This window comes from Brucella sp. HL-2 (assembly GCF_025846885.2).
In the GTDB taxonomy this organism is placed as follows: Bacteria; Pseudomonadota; Alphaproteobacteria; order Rhizobiales; family Rhizobiaceae; genus Brucella; species Brucella quorumnocens.
Window position 1 is genome coordinate 40,393 of sequence record NZ_JAOYTK010000019.1, and the last position, 15,116, is coordinate 55,508.

Sequence of the window (15,116 nt, forward strand, 5' to 3'; positions counted from 1 at the left end):
ATTGCGTTCCCTATTATCCGCTTAGCACGAATATAATGGGATCATTTTTGCATGTTCGATACAAAGTTCACAATTGTTTTGCGTGATGATTTGGCACCTTGGCAGGAGCTGAATGTCACCGCTTTTCTCGCTAGCGGGATTGTCAGTCAACACCCGGATATCATCGGCGAGCCTTATCAGGATGGGGCCGGCAACATTTACAATGCTTTGTCCATTCAGCCAGTAGTCGTGATGTCTGCGGATGCGGCTCAAATGCACAAAATACACGTAAAGTCACTGGAAAGAGGGATCACAACTTCTCTCTATATTGAAGAGATGTTTTCCACAGGGCATGACGTTGCGAATAGAGATGTATTTTCAAAGTTTGCACCTGAATCTGCAAATGTTGTCGGTATCGCCATTCGGGCAGAAAAGAAAATCGTCGACAAACTGGTTAAAGGCGCAAAGCTGCATAAGTAGTTATTCGCTATTTATTTCTGCATGATGTGCAAGGTTGGCAGTTTAGAAATGAACTATCCAATTTTGCATGCCGTGAATCCCGTGGGATTATGTGCGTCCAGAGAAATTTGTAGTTCTGCGGTCAAAAAAATACCCCGGCTGAGGGCCGGGGCAATCTTAACCTTATGTGCTACTCGCAAAGATCACGTACGGGGGTAAGGCGTGATCTCCTCATTTAATAAAGTTTAGTAAAATAACTAATCTAGATTATTGATGAAGTATGAATATAGAATTTTTATCGTTATAGTATGGTTTAATCTAATGAGCATTTTTTATTTTAACAATCACACTTGTTCGCTCACAATAATTTTGATGATACGGAGTGAATGTGGTGTTTATTTTATATAGCAAAGTTACCCGGTGTAATAATTTGACCTTTTGGTATAATTTAATGTGCGTTATGATAGCCAAAATTGATTAGGCACTTGATCGACTTCCCAAATTTTAATTGGTGAGCGAATAGGTTATCTGCCGGTATTAAAGTGCGTTCTTTCAAGTTTTTCTGCGCTATTGTTATCAGAGATGCTTGATGTTTGAGGCTGTTGGGATGAGTTTGATTATTGATTTTGCAAAATATGTGTCGATCGTTGTGATCGGTCTTTTGCCTATTATGAATCCTTTGACGACAATCCCGTTATATATGTCGCTGACCAAACGCATGAGTGCGGAAAACAAACGCGTTCAGGCAAGAAAAGCCTGCATATATGCCTTTTCGATCCTAACGGCTTTTCTGCTGCTCGGAAATGGGATCATTTCGTTGTTTAGTATCTCCATGCCCGGTATTCGTGTGGCTGGCGGGCTGATTATCATGATCCTGGCCTTGCGGATGATTTTCTCTGGTGAGGATTCTTCGTCCGAAGTGGATGCAGAACCTGCCGATATCAAAAAGGCTGAACTGGATTACTCTTTCTCGCCACTGGCAATGCCTAGCCTGGCAGGGCCGGGTTCTATAGCGGTTGTTATGAGCTTTGCGTCGCAGATACCATCTGAGCATACCGTTGTGGGCCATGTGGTTGTTATTTTGGGAGTCGCTATAACGATCTGTGTCGCCTATCTTGCACTGTCCTCCGCATCGCTCATCGAGAAGGTGCTCGGGGAACACGGTATGCAGGCGGTGACAAAGATCATGGGCTTTTTGCTGACCTGTGTGGCCGTACAGTTTCTTGCCTCGGGTATCCGCGATTTTTATATTGAGTTCAGTAAGATCAGCTGAAGCGTTTCACATTTTTCAGGATGTGAACTAAGTGCGTGGAACGAAAAGAATAATGCACGCGCCAACAAAGGCTACGGTCGCGCCTATAACGTCCCAGCGATCTGGGCGCATGCCTTCTGCAGCCCATATCCATACGATCGATACAATAATATAAATCCCGCCATAGGCTGCATAGGCACGTCCCGCAGCATCGCTTTCAATCAGTGTCAACAGATAGGCGAAAAGGGCGAGACAAACCAAACCTGGAACAAGCCAGAGGGGGGATTTGTCCAGTTTAAGCCACGCCCAAAACGAGAAGCATCCGGCTATTTCGAATATAGCTGCGGCGGCATAAATCACGAATTGCAAAGCAAATTTCCTTGGAATTGGTTGTGTGAAGCGGCTTTGCGGTAGTGTTTATACTCCAACCCAGCACACCCCCATATGAGGCCAAAAAGCAGATAAAAATGCCGCCAGTGATCAGTGTCAATCACATTGCCGATGAGTACATGACCAAGATAGGTCGCATAAGCGCAAAGCAGAAAAGGTTGCCATGGTCGATTTCTGAACATTAGTTTGAAACCGATGGCCAGTGTCAGGAAGGTTAAAGTCATGAAGGCGATGAAACCGATCCAGCCATAATCAAGCACTGCTTTCAGCCAGACATTATGGGTGTCTTCGCCGAACATGGGACCAAATTCCAATGGTCCAATTCCCAGTGGATGTTCGGTCGCAAGCACCATGCCGAGCCAGTGCCGGGCAAACCGGCCCAGACGCGCACTGTCGTAACTTTGTTCAAGGCGCGCGCGCTCTAAAAAGAGCGCTCTTACGTCGGGAATTTGCAGGAGTAGTAGAATAGCCAGTGCAATGACAAGGACCGCAAGCAAGCCGATTGTGATCAAGCGCAGGCGAAACCTGTTGCTCTGGCTCTGAAGCAGCAGCACTGCAAAAAGACAAAGGAACGAGAGCGGCGCCATGGCCCAAGCAGCACGTGAGAAGGAAACCAGTATGCCGAGTGTCAGTACACAGCACAACGGCATATAGACGAGCAAATCTCGGCCATTGCCTTTCATGATGCGGTAAAGGCTCCATGTGAAGGGAAGCACCGAAAACGGCCCGTAAACATTCGGATCTTTAAAGCCACCCATTGCACGGCCATAACGGGTAAAGGCATCGGCGCCAGGAAACAGGTTTAGATATCCCGCAATGCCGAGCAGCGACGATAGGATACCGACCAGAAGATAGGCGTTGAATATCGTTTTCAGGCGACGATAGTCTGCTTCGATGATTGCGGCATAAAAGACAGCCGTAAAGGCAAGGAACAGCGAAACAGCGATATATAATGGCGCATCCTTAGTGTCAGCCATTTGCATGACGGAAATCATACCGCCGAAGTTGAACACGGTCAGCAAAGCGAGCAACACCAGGCTGGTTCGTGTCAACCGCATCCCAAAAAGCATGGCGATTGCTATGAGCGCGACCATATAAAGTTCGTATGGAGCGGGTTCGCTCATCACGAACCCAAGTAGAAAAACACCAAGTCCAATAGCAAAGTTAGCGATGAGCCTGTTTAAAGCGCGCTTACCTGCAACCTCTGTTGCAGGTAAAACGCGGTAAGGTGCCGAAACACTGCTGGTACCGTTGGCGACTGTTCTCAATAAGCGTTTTCCGTGTTGAGAAGTCTGACGGGGGTCAGAAACAGGATTTTGAGATCAAACCAGAGCGACCAGTTTTCAATGTAAAACAGGTCATATTCTGTGCGCATGGTGATCTTGTCTTCATTGTCGATTTCGCCGCGCCAGCCATTGATCTGCGCCCAGCCGGTTACGCCCGGCTTGACGCGGTGACGTGCGAAATAGCCATCAACGACTTCATTATAGAGCACGTTGTGAGAGTGCGCGGCCACCGCATGGGGGCGAGGGCCCACAAGCGACAGTGAACCTGTCAGCGAATTGAAGAACTGCGGCAGTTCGTCGATGGATGTCTTGCGGATGAAGCGTCCGACGCGGGTCACGCGGGGATCGTTTTTTGTGACGGCGTTGCGTGCAGTCGGGTCGCTCTGCTCCGCATACATCGAGCGGAACTTCCAAACATTGATGACTTCGTTGTTAAAGCCATGCCGCTTTTGCTTGAAGATTACCGGGCCTTTGCTGTCGAGCTTAATGGCAATCGCGGTTGCCAGCATGATGGGCGAAAGAAAGACGATGCCAAGCAGACTGAACACAATGTCGAAAATACGCTTGGCAACTGAGTCCCAGTCGTTGATTGGCTTGTCGAAGATGTCGAGCATCGGCACGCTGCCGATATAGGAATAGGCGCGGGGGCGGAAACGCAGGTGGTTGTTAAGTGCCGACAGACGGATATCGACCGGCAGCACCCACAGCTTGTTAAGGATCATCAGAATGCGTTCTTCGGCACTGATAGGGAGCGAAACGATCAGCATATCGATATGCGCAATACGCGCAAATTCGATCAGCTCCTTTACGTTTCCGAGTTTGGGGTAGCCTGCCACGATGGGCGGCGAACGCTTGTCATCACGGTCATCGAAGATGCCGCAGATGCGAATGTCGTTATCCGGCTGCTGTTCAAGTGTGCGGATCAGGGCTTCGGCATTGGGTCCACCGCCGACGATGACAGCGCGCCGCTCCATAATACCATTCCGTGCCCAACGACGGATTCTCCACGAGACAAAGAGGCGGCAGATGATGAGTACGATCATTCCGCTCAAAGCCCAGATCAGAAACCAGGCGCGCGAAAAATCCGATGAAACCTTGAAGAGAAAACCTGCTACGGCAACGGCTCCCAGCACAGTTGCCCAGCTGATGATTACGCGTTTCAGGTGGCGGCTGGGGCTGCGCAGAATATTGATCTGATAGCCGTTGTTTATTTCCATCATCAGAACGTAAAGGCCACCGCCCGCGAGCATGATGAGCAGATAGTAGATCAGGAGCGAGGTGTTGAAACTGACATAATAGGCAAAGCTCAGAATGCCAGTCGTGAGGACGATGCCGAATTCAACGAGCCGTATCACACCGCTGAGCATGGTTGGCGACAGGGTGTTACGCTCATATTGCGCGGCCATCTGGCGCGCCATTGCGTTCAACCCGTTCTGTTCGCTCGGTTTGGAACCACTCGTGCCTTTGGCATTACTTGCCTCAGGATCGATTGGAGAAGACACATCATTATCCCGCACAATTTTACCCCTGCTAATCAACGTGCCGGACTATATTTAACTGCAAATCCTAAGGATTTGCTGATCAAATGGTCCTAGCTGGTGCAAGATTTTCAGGAACGTGCTTCACGGTAAACCAATTCTATAGAATGTGCCATTGCCTGAAGGTTGAACCGCTCGCGCAGGCGTGTTCTGTCGGGCATCGATTTTACGAAATCAGCCTCAGCGCTGGCAACTACGAGCAGCTTGGCTGCGAGCAGCTCGTAGTTGGGCTCAACAAGAGCCGGTGAGTTGGGGCCGAAGATTTCCGGAATGCCGCCAACACTGCTCGCAATGACAGCTTTTCCAGCAGCCAATGCCTCCAGCACGATGTAAGGAAATGCTTCCGCGCGTGATGGAATCACGATGCTTTTGCCAAGCGGAAACGCTTCTCGCGCAGCCATGCCGGGCAAAAAGCGGATTTGGTGAGCCATGCCGAGCTCATTTGCGAGCGTGAGAAAATCGGACTTCTCCGCGCCATCGCCGACCATAGTGGCGGTAAAACGCTTCCCGGATTTGTCACGAAGAGAAGCAAGGGCGCGGATCAACAGATCGGGCCCCTTTAATTCACGCATCGTTCCGATGAAAAGGAAATCAGTGGCGTCAGTTGCGGTTGTCGTATGAACAAACTCTTCATCAGACAAGCCGTTATAAATAACCGCATGAAGGTCGTATGGCCTGCCAACCTTCTCTTCATATGTCCGCTTCTCGAAGTTTGAAACGAACAGAACAGCGTCGGTGAGCGGAGCCAGCAACCTTTCGACCAGAAAGACCGCGCCACCACGACGCGTCTTTCTGTCAAAATGCAGGCTGCCGCCATGCGGTGAGTAGATACGGGCTACGCGAGACTTAAAAACCCGTAGAGCTGAGCCGAACAGACGTGCATAAACGCCACCTTTGGCGCCATGTCCGTGCAAGATGTCCGGCTGCAATTTCTTGATAATGCGATAGGCTTTGTATGCAGCTTTGATATCGCCAATGCCGATATGTCTTTGCATGGCGATACGATGGATGCCCAATGCAAGCTTGGGCCGTAATTCTTCCAGTAATTCATCTTCGCGCACGCCACCGGTTGTCGCATCGCAGAGAATGCCAACTTGGTGCCCGTTTGAAGCCTGAATGCTGATGAGATCGCGGACATGGCGGAACAAGCCACCCGTAGGTTCGCGAAAACAATGGACGATTCGTAAGGGCGTGTTGTGCTTTTCATCAGACATTTATCGTCATCAGAATAGACGTTCGCGCACATAGACGGTGTCGCCCGGTAGGATCGGATCAGAGATCAGGACGCGTCCTGTCATCACGTCTCCATTGATCGTGCGTGTAATATCGACACTTTCCTGATTGGCGCGTGGAGTAAACCCTCCAGCTGCGGCGATTGCCTTTTGCACAGTCATACCTGGCACGTAAGAATATTGGCCCGCACCGCCCACTTCACCCATGATGAAGATCGGACGATAACGGTCGACCTCAACGCTGACGTCAGGATCGCGCAGGTAGCCGCCACGCAGTTTTGAGGCAATTGTGCCTTCTAGCTGCTTTACCGTCTTTCCACTTGCCGGAACGCTGCCAATAAGCGGGAATGCGATATAGCCCGACTGATCGACGCTATAATTATTGGTGAGGCTTGCCTGCTCAAACACGGTAACGCGCACACGGTCACCTGCATTGAGCAAATAGGGTTCGTTTAACGCGGCATGAAACGCCTGTGGGGCAGGGCGATAGCTGGAGCATGCGGAAAGCGTCATCGCCGCAAGGCCAAGCGCAACAAGAACCAACCGGCTCGTGCGCTTTTTATGAGTTTTCTGCATCGTCATTGTCGCCTCGGTCTCTTCCGAAAAGCATTGCCGCATTTGCAGATTCGGATAGGAGATATCCAAATGCTGATACATGACGTTATCGATTGATTAAGGTTAATGGCTGGTAAAGAAGTGATGCGCTTCCGGAAAAACTTTCTCTCTTTCCAGTGAAACCGAACAAATAGACAGTTTAACCCTCTGGTTACCTTGTTCGTTTACATTTTCTTACAAAATTGGCCTTCGACACGTTTTGAGTGGGCGAGGTGATGGCTCGGGAACCGCACATCCAGAGTATTGGGCGGAACATCGGGCGGAGTATGAGAATGTCTGAAGTCGATAGGCTGTCGAAAGACGCAGATATTGATATTGGTGCGCTCTTTTCGAGCTTGCGCCGCAATTGGCTTTTGATTGTCAGCGGCGCACTCATTATGGCAGTGCTTGCCTGGATCATATGTCTCCTTCTGACACCTGATTATCGCGCTGAGACCCGTATTCTGATCGAATCCCGTGAATCCGTTTTCACACGTCCAAATGGTGAAGCCACAGCTGAACGGCCATTGATGGACCCGGAAGGGGTGAAAAGCCAGGTCGAAGTGCTGACTTCGGGCGATCTTCTGAAACAAGTCTCAGATAAGCTCAAGCTCACCGACAACGAGGCATTTACCTCAACAAATGTAAGGCCTTGGACGCGTATCTTGATTCTTCTTGGTATGCGCAACAATCCGACCAGTCTGGCACCTGAAGAGCGTGTACTGCAAAGGTTGCGCCAGAACTTGCAGGTTTTCAACGTCAGCGGTTCGCGTGTGATCGTCGTCCAATATACGTCTTCAAATCCGCAGGAAGCAGCGGATATCGCAAACGCAGTGGCTGACGCCTATATCGCGCTGCAAGGCGCTGCAAAACTCCAGTCTAACGATGATGCAACCGGCTGGCTTGCACCAGAAATCGAGGATCTGCGCGGCAAAGTGCGGGATTCAGAAAAGAAAGTTGCGGACTATCGCGGAGCAAATGGCCTTCTGACGGGACAGACAAACAGCACCATTGCCACCCAGCAGCTATCCGAAGTCTCGACGGAATTGACGCGACTGCGTTCAAGCCGCGCAACCTCGGAAGCAAAAGCGGAAAGCATTCGCAGAGCGCTTGCAGCCGGTGTCCCGGTTGATACTCTGCCTGATGTTGTAGCATCCGGTATGATGCAGCGCCTTTCCGAACGTCGCATTCAGCTCAATTCGCAAATCGCTGATCTTTCAGTAACGTTGCTTGATGGCCATCCGCGCATCAAATCGTTGCGCTCGCAACTCGCCGATCTCGACCGACAGATCGATGGAGAAGGGCGCAAGCTTTTGACGAGCCTCAACAATGAGGTGAGTGCTGCGAGACTGCGCGAGGATGAACTCAATCGTGAGTTAAATCGTGTCAAGGCACAGGCCGCCCAGGCTGGTGAGCAGGAAGTGGAACTGCGGGCGCTCGAGCGTGAAGCGGCTGCGCAGCGTCAGCTTCTTGAGACCTATCTGACGCGTTATCGCGAAGCTGCCTCGCGCACGGATCGCAATTATGTCCCCGCCGATGCGCGGATTTTCTCTCGCGCTGATGCGCCGGGATTGCCATATTATCCAAAGACCTTGCCGGTTGTCAGCGCGACCTTTGTTGCTGGACTGTTGCTCCTATCAATTTTCGTCTTGCTGCGTGAATTGTTCAGTGGACGGGCCTTTGTCACAGTGGACGGGCGCCTTATTGCAGCGGTGGAAGAAATTGAAATGCCAGTGATTGAAGCTGCAACAGACATGGCTTTCACGCCGCCTTCCGCAAGCGAGTTCAAAACTGCCGATAGCCGCCCTGTGCGGCGCTGGACGTCGCCTTTCATGTCAGGTTCAAAAATTGCCTCTGCGGAAGACGCACCAGAAAATCCAAATGGTGTGAAGACGGTGGCTAACGGCCTGATTGAAGGCAGTTTAAAGCGGGTCATCGCGATATCTCCGGAAGGCGATAGTGCATCCGCTGCGACTGTGCGTCTTCTGCGGGAGCTGGCGGATCGGGGCAAACGCGCTATTCTGATCGATATGACAGCCTACGGTACGCTGGGGCTAGTTATGCTCGATGGCAGTAACCGAGCCGGTATTACAGAGCTTCTGGCCGGTGAGCGGCGCTTCAACGATGTCATTCATACGGACCACTATTCTCAGGCGCATGTGATGCCGCTAGGCAAGGTAGCGCCTGAGAACGCGATGCGTTCGGCTGATCGCCTGCCGTATATCCTGGATGCGCTGGAAACGGTTTATGATTTCGTGGTGGTCGAATGCGGCCCTTCCACATCGCGGCAGATACGCCGTATTGCCGACGGTCCGGCTGTCGTGATCATGAATATTGTCGATCCCGACGACAACAGTGTCGTTATGGCAGCGCTTGATATGGATCAGGGCGGCTATGAAGACGTCATCATTCTGATGGACAATCAGCAGGCGACAGGTGCTAACCCTGATGCGTCACAACCTACGGCCTGATTTCGATTCACGATCAACGAGATAGCGCTCTCGTCTGAATCAAATTGAGAAGCGCTTATCGTGAAATCTTAGCGTTTCGCCAGTTTGCTGCGTAGCGCTTTTGCGAACTGCCATAAGTGGGGATTGCCTTTAACTGTCGCGACGACTTTGTTACGGACTGATTGCAGTGCGGTGAAGGCTTTGCCTTTGGCCGTTAGAGGGATAATGGTGTCGAAGATGCTCGATTCAATATCGCACCATTCTCGCTTATAGGGCTCGTCGCCGATCCCAAAGCTATAGATGGTCAGGCCAGCGTCACAGCTTCTCTTGATGTCTTCATAGAACAGAAACTCCCCAGGGCTGGCAGTCATTAACTCGTCATCGGCTATCGCGCTGAATTCGACAGTCGGACCGAGTTTCGAACGGGTTTTGCCGATCAGCGAGCGGATTTTGCCGCCGACTTCAAGGACTTGCAGTTCGTATGCTGCGTGCAGGCTCCCAGTCGCGTTTCCGTAAAGCTCTTTGAAGAACGTTTGAATATGGGCATCGGCAAAAGGATCGTCGATCCCCATTTGCCGGAATCTATGCGCTTTGAGAGCAAAGAAAGCATTGAGTATCTCGTTCGTTTCTTCACGGGACTGGGGGGCATAAATTCGCCACCCGCCAGCCTCTTCATATCGACGGCCATGCTGACGATGTTTTTTGAGTTTTCGCTTGGCGTTGCTTCGCTCAAGGACTGCATCAAATCCGCTGACCAGAGACGCGGCAAGCACAGGATTGGGGTTCTCCATACTTTTCAGCTGCAACAAAGGGTTATCTTGGCCGGATAGAATGGGCAGTTGCCGCGTTAGCGAAAGCACATCGATATCTGGCCTAGCGATCCGAATGGTCGACACGAGCAGGCCGACGGATGCGTGGTCGACCGAACCGTCAAGCCAGGGGAAGTTGCAGTTTGCATGGCTTCCGCCTGGATAACGCAACACGCGTGTGCCGTTTACGCTAACAGTCTCAAGTGGCAGCAACATAACCGGCGCATTGTCAGCAAACAGACCAGCAACCAGAGTGTCCGAATTGACATGCCTGCGCCAGCAGTCGATCCAGTCGAAAGTTTGCGCGTTACCGTGCAGTGCACCCGGCTTTGACCAAAAAGCACGCAGTTGCGCGTAATCAACAATGAGGCGTGGCGTTAGATTGGCTTGGGCTTCATCAGTCACGTTTCGGTTGCCCCCGCAAATCACTCAACGACGTTTTGGGCGAGGAGGCTGAGCCATCCACCAGATGATACCCATAGCAGGCAACACCCAGAGAATACCGGTGAAGAAGAAATAAAGGAGATGCACCCATGCAGGTGAATTACCAAGCTGGGCCACAGCTATAATTGTCGCAAAAACTGCATAGACGATCACAAGAGCAACCAGCAGAAATGTGCCTATGAGTTTTTTCAGCCGAACGGGCATGTCTTTCTCCTCTATCCTGCTCTTCACTAGCTTGTGAGAACACGCAAAGGAAGTGAAAACGCGTCGGCATGTCGCGTGAACTTGGCTTGTAACCGCTTCTCCTATGCGGCATGTATCGGGCAGATGAACAGTCAGGGATAAAATGGCATGGCGGCAGTATCCGTTCGACATGAAGGGCAGAGCGCAGTGAGATCCGGCGAGGATAAAAATCGTCGGCTGATCCGCTATTGGCTCTATGCAGTTTTTGTCGTTCTGATCGCAATCGTCATGGTCGGTGGTGCAACGCGCATGACTGGCTCTGGTTTGTCGATTACTGAATGGAAACCGATCCACGGCGTCATTCCGCCGCTCAATCATGCCGAATGGCTGGAAGAATTCGATAAGTATCGCCAGATTCCGCAATATCAGCAGATCAATAAGGGCATGTCACTCGAAGCGTTCCAGTCCATCTTCTGGTGGGAGTGGGCGCATCGCATGCTTGCGCGATTTGTCGGCTTTCTGGTTGCAATTCCACTCGCCTTCTTCTGGCTGACCGGACGTCTGAACAGCAGCCTTAAATACCGGATGCTTGGCCTTCTGGCACTCGGCGGCTTTCAGGGCGCTATTGGCTGGTGGATGGTTGCATCGGGACTGAGCGAGCTTACCAGCGTCAGCCAGTATCGTCTTGCCATCCATTTGACGACGGCCTGCGTCATCATAACGGCCGTGTTCTATATCGCGCGAGGGCTCGTCACTTATACCGAGCGCCCGGCGGAACGGTCTATCCAGCGTTTCGCAGGCTGGTTGGTCTTTGCTGTGCTGGTGCAGATCTATCTTGGCGGTCTTGTCGCCGGGCTCCATGCAGGTCTTACGTACAATACCTGGCCGCTGATGGATGGTGCGATCATCCCGTCAGATTTGTTCATCCAGTCGCCTTGGTGGCGCAATTTGTTTGAAAATCCAAAGACCGTGCAGTTCGTACACCGCATGTTCGCCTACACAGTTCTGGTTCTGGCGGTCATTCACGCCGTGCAGGTTTGGAAAAATGCGGCAGCAACCACCCATGCCCGCCGTACAATCGTGTTGCTCGGCCTGATACTCGTGCAGGCAGCGATAGGCATTGCCACACTTTTGATGAGTGTTCCTCTTGATCTCGGCCTAACGCACCAGTTCGTGGCGTTGATGGTGCTGGCTTTCGCCGTTGCACACTGGCGCGCAACAAAAGGCGCTTACAAAGAATAAACAGTCTGACGCAGATGCCTTAGCGCGGAAGCTATCTTCAGCTCCCGCGCTTCATCGGCATCATTGCGGTCTTCGCGATGCCAAGCGGCTGAGAGACAGCCATAGGAAAATGCGAAATCGAGGACATAGGCAGGATCGCATCTGAGGATCGGCGCGAAATGCTCTGCCATGCGCTGAGCGCGTTCGAGATTGAGGCACAGATCATCGCGATCCAGCGGATTGTAGAAGATGTTGGCGGCATCAAATGTCGCATCCCCCATCAGCCCGTGGGGATCGATCACAAGCCAGCCGCGCGGCCCTCGCATGACATTCTCATGATGAATATCGCCGTGCAGCGGAATTGCTTCACGCGGCATTTCCAAAAGGCGCTTTGCAAGTTCCGTAGCCTCCGCATAAATTGGTTTGTGTCTTGCGACTGCAAAGAGGCCGGAAAAATGCTTGTTAAGTGGTTGCAAATCATCTGGAACAGGTGAGGCGGAAGGCTGATGCAATGCAGTCAGCACTTGCCCAAAAATAGCGAGACATTCTTCGTCTTTGCCACTTTTGAGATGCTCATCGAGGTGGTAGCCGCCCGCATATTCGAGCAACATCGATGTTTCCTTGAGATCATAGAGCTTTGCAGCCCCATGACCGTCACGCCATGAAAGATAATGTGTGCCTCGCAGTTCCTCCATCCCAGCGGGCTTGAGCTGCTTGACAACAAAAACTTCGTCTGGAAAGTCATTGCGTTCGACTTTCCAGACCAGACTTGAATGTGTGTCCGCGAGCGGCACATAAGAACCGACATTCCATTCGGCGGGGAATATCGGCCTTTCCGTCATCAGGCTTTGCCGAGCATCAGATTCATATTCTGAACAGCGGCACCCGATGCGCCCTTGCCGAGATTGTCGAGCAGCGCTACGAGATTGACCTGATTGTCGCCTTCCGTTCCAAACACGAAAAGCTTCATGCCATCCTTGCCAGCAAGCTCTTCAGCATCGACGCGCGGCAGTTGACTGCTTTCCTCCAGCGAAACAACCTCAACGATATTCTGCCCAGCATAATGTTCGGTCAAAACCTTATGGATATCATTAAGCGACGGCGAGCCTTCAAGTTCGGTCACAAAGAGCGGAACCTGAACGATCATGCCTTGAGGGAAACGGCCGACGCTTGGGCTGAAGAGTGGGCGGCGATCCAGACGACCATGCAATTGCAGTTCAGCCACATGCTTGTGACGCAGCGGCAGGCCATAGAGGAAGTTGTTGGCCACTAGATGCTCCGGATGGTTCTTATCTTCCATCTGCGCGATCATCTGTTTGCCGCCGCCTGTATAGCCGGAAACCGCGTTGACACTGATTGGATAATCAGCCGCCAACAACCCGGCATCGCGCAAGGGGCGAACAAGGGCGATAGCGCCGGTCGGATAGCAGCCGGGATTAGCAACAAGGCGTGCTTCAGCAATCCGCTCACGCTGGCCTTTGGCGAGCTCCGCAAAGCCGTAGGCCCACTCTGAGTGCACTCGATGAGCAGTCGACGTATCGATTATCCGGGTCGAGTTGTGACCTTCGAGCAGCGAAACAGCCTCCTTGGAAGCGTCATCCGGCAGGCACAAGATCGCAATATCGGCAGAACGCAGATAGTCGGTACGCAAATCCTTGTTGCGACGCTCGGCTTCTGGAATGGAAATCACTTCAAGATCGTCGCGCTTGGCAAGGCGACTGCGAATTTGCAGACCAGTTGTGCCGTGTTCGCCGTCGATGAAGATTTTCGGTTTCATGCGCTTTGCCTTTAGATTTCAGAAAGTTACGCCATTATTCGGAATCAATTTTCGAGCTGCTTGAATCAATTTCTGAGCTGCAGCAAGGCTTAGTTTTTATCGTCGCGCTTTTTGCTCGGCCAGAAGTCCGAGATAATACATCGCAATGGTCGCTCCGGCTATTGCCGTTATATCGGCATGATCGTAAGCGGGTGCAACCTCAACAACATCTGCACCCACAAAATCAAGTTGTGTGAGCTTGCGAAGCACAGACAGCACCTTCGCTGAAGACGGGCCACCAGCAACTGGCGTGCCGGTTCCTGGTGCAAATGCCGGATCAAGACAATCAATGTCAAAAGTCAGATAGGTCTTCTTGCCAACAGTGCGTTTCAGAATCACGTCGGCAATTGCCTGCGCCGACATGTCCTCAACCTCGTGACCATAGATGATCTTGATTCCGCAATCTTCTGGCGCATGCGTCCGAATGCCGATCTGGATAGAATGTTCAGGATCGATAATTCCGTCACGCACGGCTCGAGCTACGAAAGAACCGTGGTCAATGCGCTTGCCATCATCAAACCAGGTATCCTGATGCGCGTCGAATTGAACCAGTGCAAGCGGGCCGTATTTTGCGGCATGGGCTTTGAGTAGTGGCCATGTCACAAAATGGTCCCCGCCAAGCGTTAGCAAAAACGCATCGGATTTGAGGATTTTTCCGGCTTCCCGCTCTATCGTTGCGGGCGTCTTATAATGATTGCCGTAATCAAGAAGACAGTCGCCGTAGTCGATCACGGCGAGGTTTTCGAATAGATCGCGCTCAAACGGATATTGTGGATCGTTGTCGAAAATCGCCGATGCGCGACGGATCGCCTGCGGACCGAAGCGCGCGCCGGGCCGGTTGGAAACCGCCGCATCAAACGGAATGCCCCAAACGACTGCTTCAGCACCCTTCAGCGACTTCGTATAAACACGCCGCATGAACGACAGCACACCCGCGTGGGTGGGGTCGGTGGCAGCGCTGGTTAGGCTGCGGGCGGTGAAAGCATGGTCGATGGTTTTTGAGGGCATGGCTGGCTCCCGAATAGTTTCACAACTCTCATAGCGCTTCACGAAGCAAATTGGGAGATTGCTTTATGTGGTTTTTGCGTCAAAACCATAAGCGCGTTCTACCCGGGCGATGCGAACGCGATAAGTTTCATACCATTGCTGGCGACCGAGTTTTTGCGCGACGAGATGATCAACGTCGCGCTTCCATGCCCGGATGCTCTCTTCGTCTGCCCAGAACGAATTGGTGATGCCGAAGCCTTCCGTATCGCGCGCACTTTCAACCCCAATATAACCGGGTTGTTTTGAGGCCAGTTCCGCCATGCATTGAGCCATTTCACCATAGCCATCATCAGCGCCAAATCGTTGCGATGAAAATGTGACTACGAAGTAGGGCGGTTGCGGTGTGTTGGCAAAACATTCAGTCGTAGACATAGGCGTGCTCCACCTTCGAAGAATCGTGGACTTCACTCTTCATG

The 15,116-nt window shown here is 51.8% G+C and carries 15 protein-coding genes; 4 read left to right on the top strand and 11 right to left on the bottom strand.

From position 1 onward, the window contains the following. The first annotated feature begins 51 nt into the window (after positions 1-51). On the top strand, positions 52-459 hold the full coding sequence (locus tag OIV19_RS17525; protein WP_264232443.1) for a DUF2000 family protein: 408 nt from the start codon (positions 52-54) through the stop codon (positions 457-459). Positions 460-1,027: 568 nt separating this feature from the next. Further along, the gene (locus OIV19_RS17530; protein ID WP_244923283.1) at positions 1,028-1,711 is read left to right on the top strand and encodes a MarC family NAAT transporter; all 684 of its coding nucleotides are present in this window, start codon (positions 1,028-1,030) and stop codon (positions 1,709-1,711) included. A 27-nt stretch (positions 1,712-1,738) separates the two neighbouring features. On the opposite strand, the gene OIV19_RS17535 is transcribed toward OIV19_RS17530, so the two are convergent. The 5 genes from OIV19_RS17535 to OIV19_RS17555 all read right to left on the bottom strand — a co-directional run bounded on the left by OIV19_RS17535 (position 1,739) and on the right by OIV19_RS17555 (position 6,712). After that, positions 1,739-2,059, bottom strand: coding sequence for a YnfA family protein (locus OIV19_RS17535; protein WP_095446406.1), 321 nt, complete (start codon positions 2,057-2,059; stop codon positions 1,739-1,741). Further along, entirely contained in the window at positions 2,047-3,348 is a 1,302-nt protein-coding gene (locus tag OIV19_RS17540) for an O-antigen ligase family protein (RefSeq protein ID WP_264232449.1), read from the bottom strand. The genes OIV19_RS17535 and OIV19_RS17540 overlap by 13 nt, the downstream gene beginning before the upstream one ends. After that, a complete protein-coding gene (locus OIV19_RS17545; RefSeq protein WP_404900930.1) occupies positions 3,345-4,868 on the bottom strand; it encodes an undecaprenyl-phosphate glucose phosphotransferase in 1,524 nt (507 codons plus the stop codon). The genes OIV19_RS17540 and OIV19_RS17545 overlap by 4 nt, the downstream gene beginning before the upstream one ends. Before the next feature lie 107 nt (positions 4,869-4,975). Beyond that, complete coding sequence (locus OIV19_RS17550; RefSeq protein WP_264232451.1) at positions 4,976-6,118, bottom strand: glycosyltransferase; 1,143 nt, start codon at positions 6,116-6,118, stop codon at positions 4,976-4,978. A gap of 9 nt (positions 6,119-6,127) precedes the next feature. Continuing rightward, complete coding sequence (locus OIV19_RS17555) at positions 6,128-6,712, bottom strand: polysaccharide biosynthesis/export family protein (protein ID WP_208636310.1); 585 nt, start codon at positions 6,710-6,712, stop codon at positions 6,128-6,130. A 311-nt stretch (positions 6,713-7,023) separates the two neighbouring features. On the opposite strand from OIV19_RS17555, the gene OIV19_RS17560 reads away from it, so the two are divergent. Further along, on the top strand, positions 7,024-9,201 hold the full coding sequence (locus OIV19_RS17560; RefSeq protein WP_264232454.1) for an exopolysaccharide transport family protein: 2,178 nt from the start codon (positions 7,024-7,026) through the stop codon (positions 9,199-9,201). A 68-nt stretch (positions 9,202-9,269) separates the two neighbouring features. On the opposite strand, the gene OIV19_RS17565 is transcribed toward OIV19_RS17560, so the two are convergent. Both OIV19_RS17565 and OIV19_RS17570 read right to left on the bottom strand, forming a co-directional pair. Further along, positions 9,270-10,394: a GNAT family N-acetyltransferase gene (locus OIV19_RS17565; RefSeq protein ID WP_264232456.1), complete on the bottom strand. Its 1,125-nt coding sequence runs from the start codon at positions 10,392-10,394 to the stop codon at positions 9,270-9,272. A 24-nt stretch (positions 10,395-10,418) separates the two neighbouring features. Continuing rightward, complete coding sequence (locus OIV19_RS17570) at positions 10,419-10,637, bottom strand: DUF2842 domain-containing protein (RefSeq protein ID WP_024897446.1); 219 nt, start codon at positions 10,635-10,637, stop codon at positions 10,419-10,421. Between the two features lie 147 nt (positions 10,638-10,784). Here OIV19_RS17570 and OIV19_RS17575 point away from each other — a divergent pair, with 147 nt between their 5' ends. Continuing rightward, complete coding sequence (locus tag OIV19_RS17575) at positions 10,785-11,858, top strand: COX15/CtaA family protein (protein WP_191793817.1); 1,074 nt, start codon at positions 10,785-10,787, stop codon at positions 11,856-11,858. On the opposite strand, the gene OIV19_RS17580 is transcribed toward OIV19_RS17575, so the two are convergent. The 4 genes from OIV19_RS17580 to OIV19_RS17595 all read right to left on the bottom strand — a co-directional run bounded on the left by OIV19_RS17580 (position 11,846) and on the right by OIV19_RS17595 (position 15,072). Then, positions 11,846-12,679 (bottom strand): aminoglycoside phosphotransferase family protein, encoded by an 834-nt coding sequence (locus tag OIV19_RS17580; protein WP_264232458.1) that lies wholly within the window; start codon positions 12,677-12,679, stop codon positions 11,846-11,848. The genes OIV19_RS17575 and OIV19_RS17580 overlap by 13 nt on opposite strands. After that, positions 12,679-13,614: an N-acetyl-gamma-glutamyl-phosphate reductase gene (gene argC, locus OIV19_RS17585; protein WP_264232460.1), complete on the bottom strand. Its 936-nt coding sequence runs from the start codon at positions 13,612-13,614 to the stop codon at positions 12,679-12,681. The genes OIV19_RS17580 and argC overlap by 1 nt, the downstream gene beginning before the upstream one ends. Positions 13,615-13,710: 96 nt before the next feature. Continuing rightward, entirely contained in the window at positions 13,711-14,661 is a 951-nt protein-coding gene (speB, locus tag OIV19_RS17590; protein WP_264232462.1) for an agmatinase, read from the bottom strand. Positions 14,662-14,724: 63 nt separating this feature from the next. Further along, entirely contained in the window at positions 14,725-15,072 is a 348-nt protein-coding gene (locus OIV19_RS17595; RefSeq protein WP_264232464.1) for an antibiotic biosynthesis monooxygenase family protein, read from the bottom strand. Between the last annotated feature and the right edge of the window lie 44 nt (positions 15,073-15,116).

Bases quoted from the DNA above. Each gene is read 5' to 3' on its own strand.
- OIV19_RS17525 (WP_264232443.1), top strand. From the start codon at position 52: ATGTTCGATACAAAGTTCACAATTGTTTTGCGTGATGATTTGGCACCT.
- OIV19_RS17530 (WP_244923283.1), top strand. From the start codon at position 1,028: ATGTTTGAGGCTGTTGGGATGAGTTTGATTATTGATTTTGCAAAATAT.
- OIV19_RS17550 (WP_264232451.1), bottom strand. From the start codon at position 6,118: ATGTCTGATGAAAAGCACAACACGCCCTTACGAATCGTCCATTGTTTT.
- OIV19_RS17555 (WP_208636310.1), bottom strand. From the start codon at position 6,712: ATGCAGAAAACTCATAAAAAGCGCACGAGCCGGTTGGTTCTTGTTGCG.
- OIV19_RS17560 (WP_264232454.1), top strand. From the start codon at position 7,024: ATGTCTGAAGTCGATAGGCTGTCGAAAGACGCAGATATTGATATTGGT.
- OIV19_RS17570 (WP_024897446.1), bottom strand. From the start codon at position 10,637: ATGCCCGTTCGGCTGAAAAAACTCATAGGCACATTTCTGCTGGTTGCT.
- OIV19_RS17575 (WP_191793817.1), top strand. From the start codon at position 10,785: ATGGCGGCAGTATCCGTTCGACATGAAGGGCAGAGCGCAGTGAGATCC.
- OIV19_RS17580 (WP_264232458.1), bottom strand. From the start codon at position 12,679: ATGACGGAAAGGCCGATATTCCCCGCCGAATGGAATGTCGGTTCTTAT.
- argC (WP_264232460.1), bottom strand. From the start codon at position 13,614: ATGAAACCGAAAATCTTCATCGACGGCGAACACGGCACAACTGGTCTG.
- speB (WP_264232462.1), bottom strand. From the start codon at position 14,661: ATGCCCTCAAAAACCATCGACCATGCTTTCACCGCCCGCAGCCTAACC.
- OIV19_RS17595 (WP_264232464.1), bottom strand. From the start codon at position 15,072: ATGTCTACGACTGAATGTTTTGCCAACACACCGCAACCGCCCTACTTC.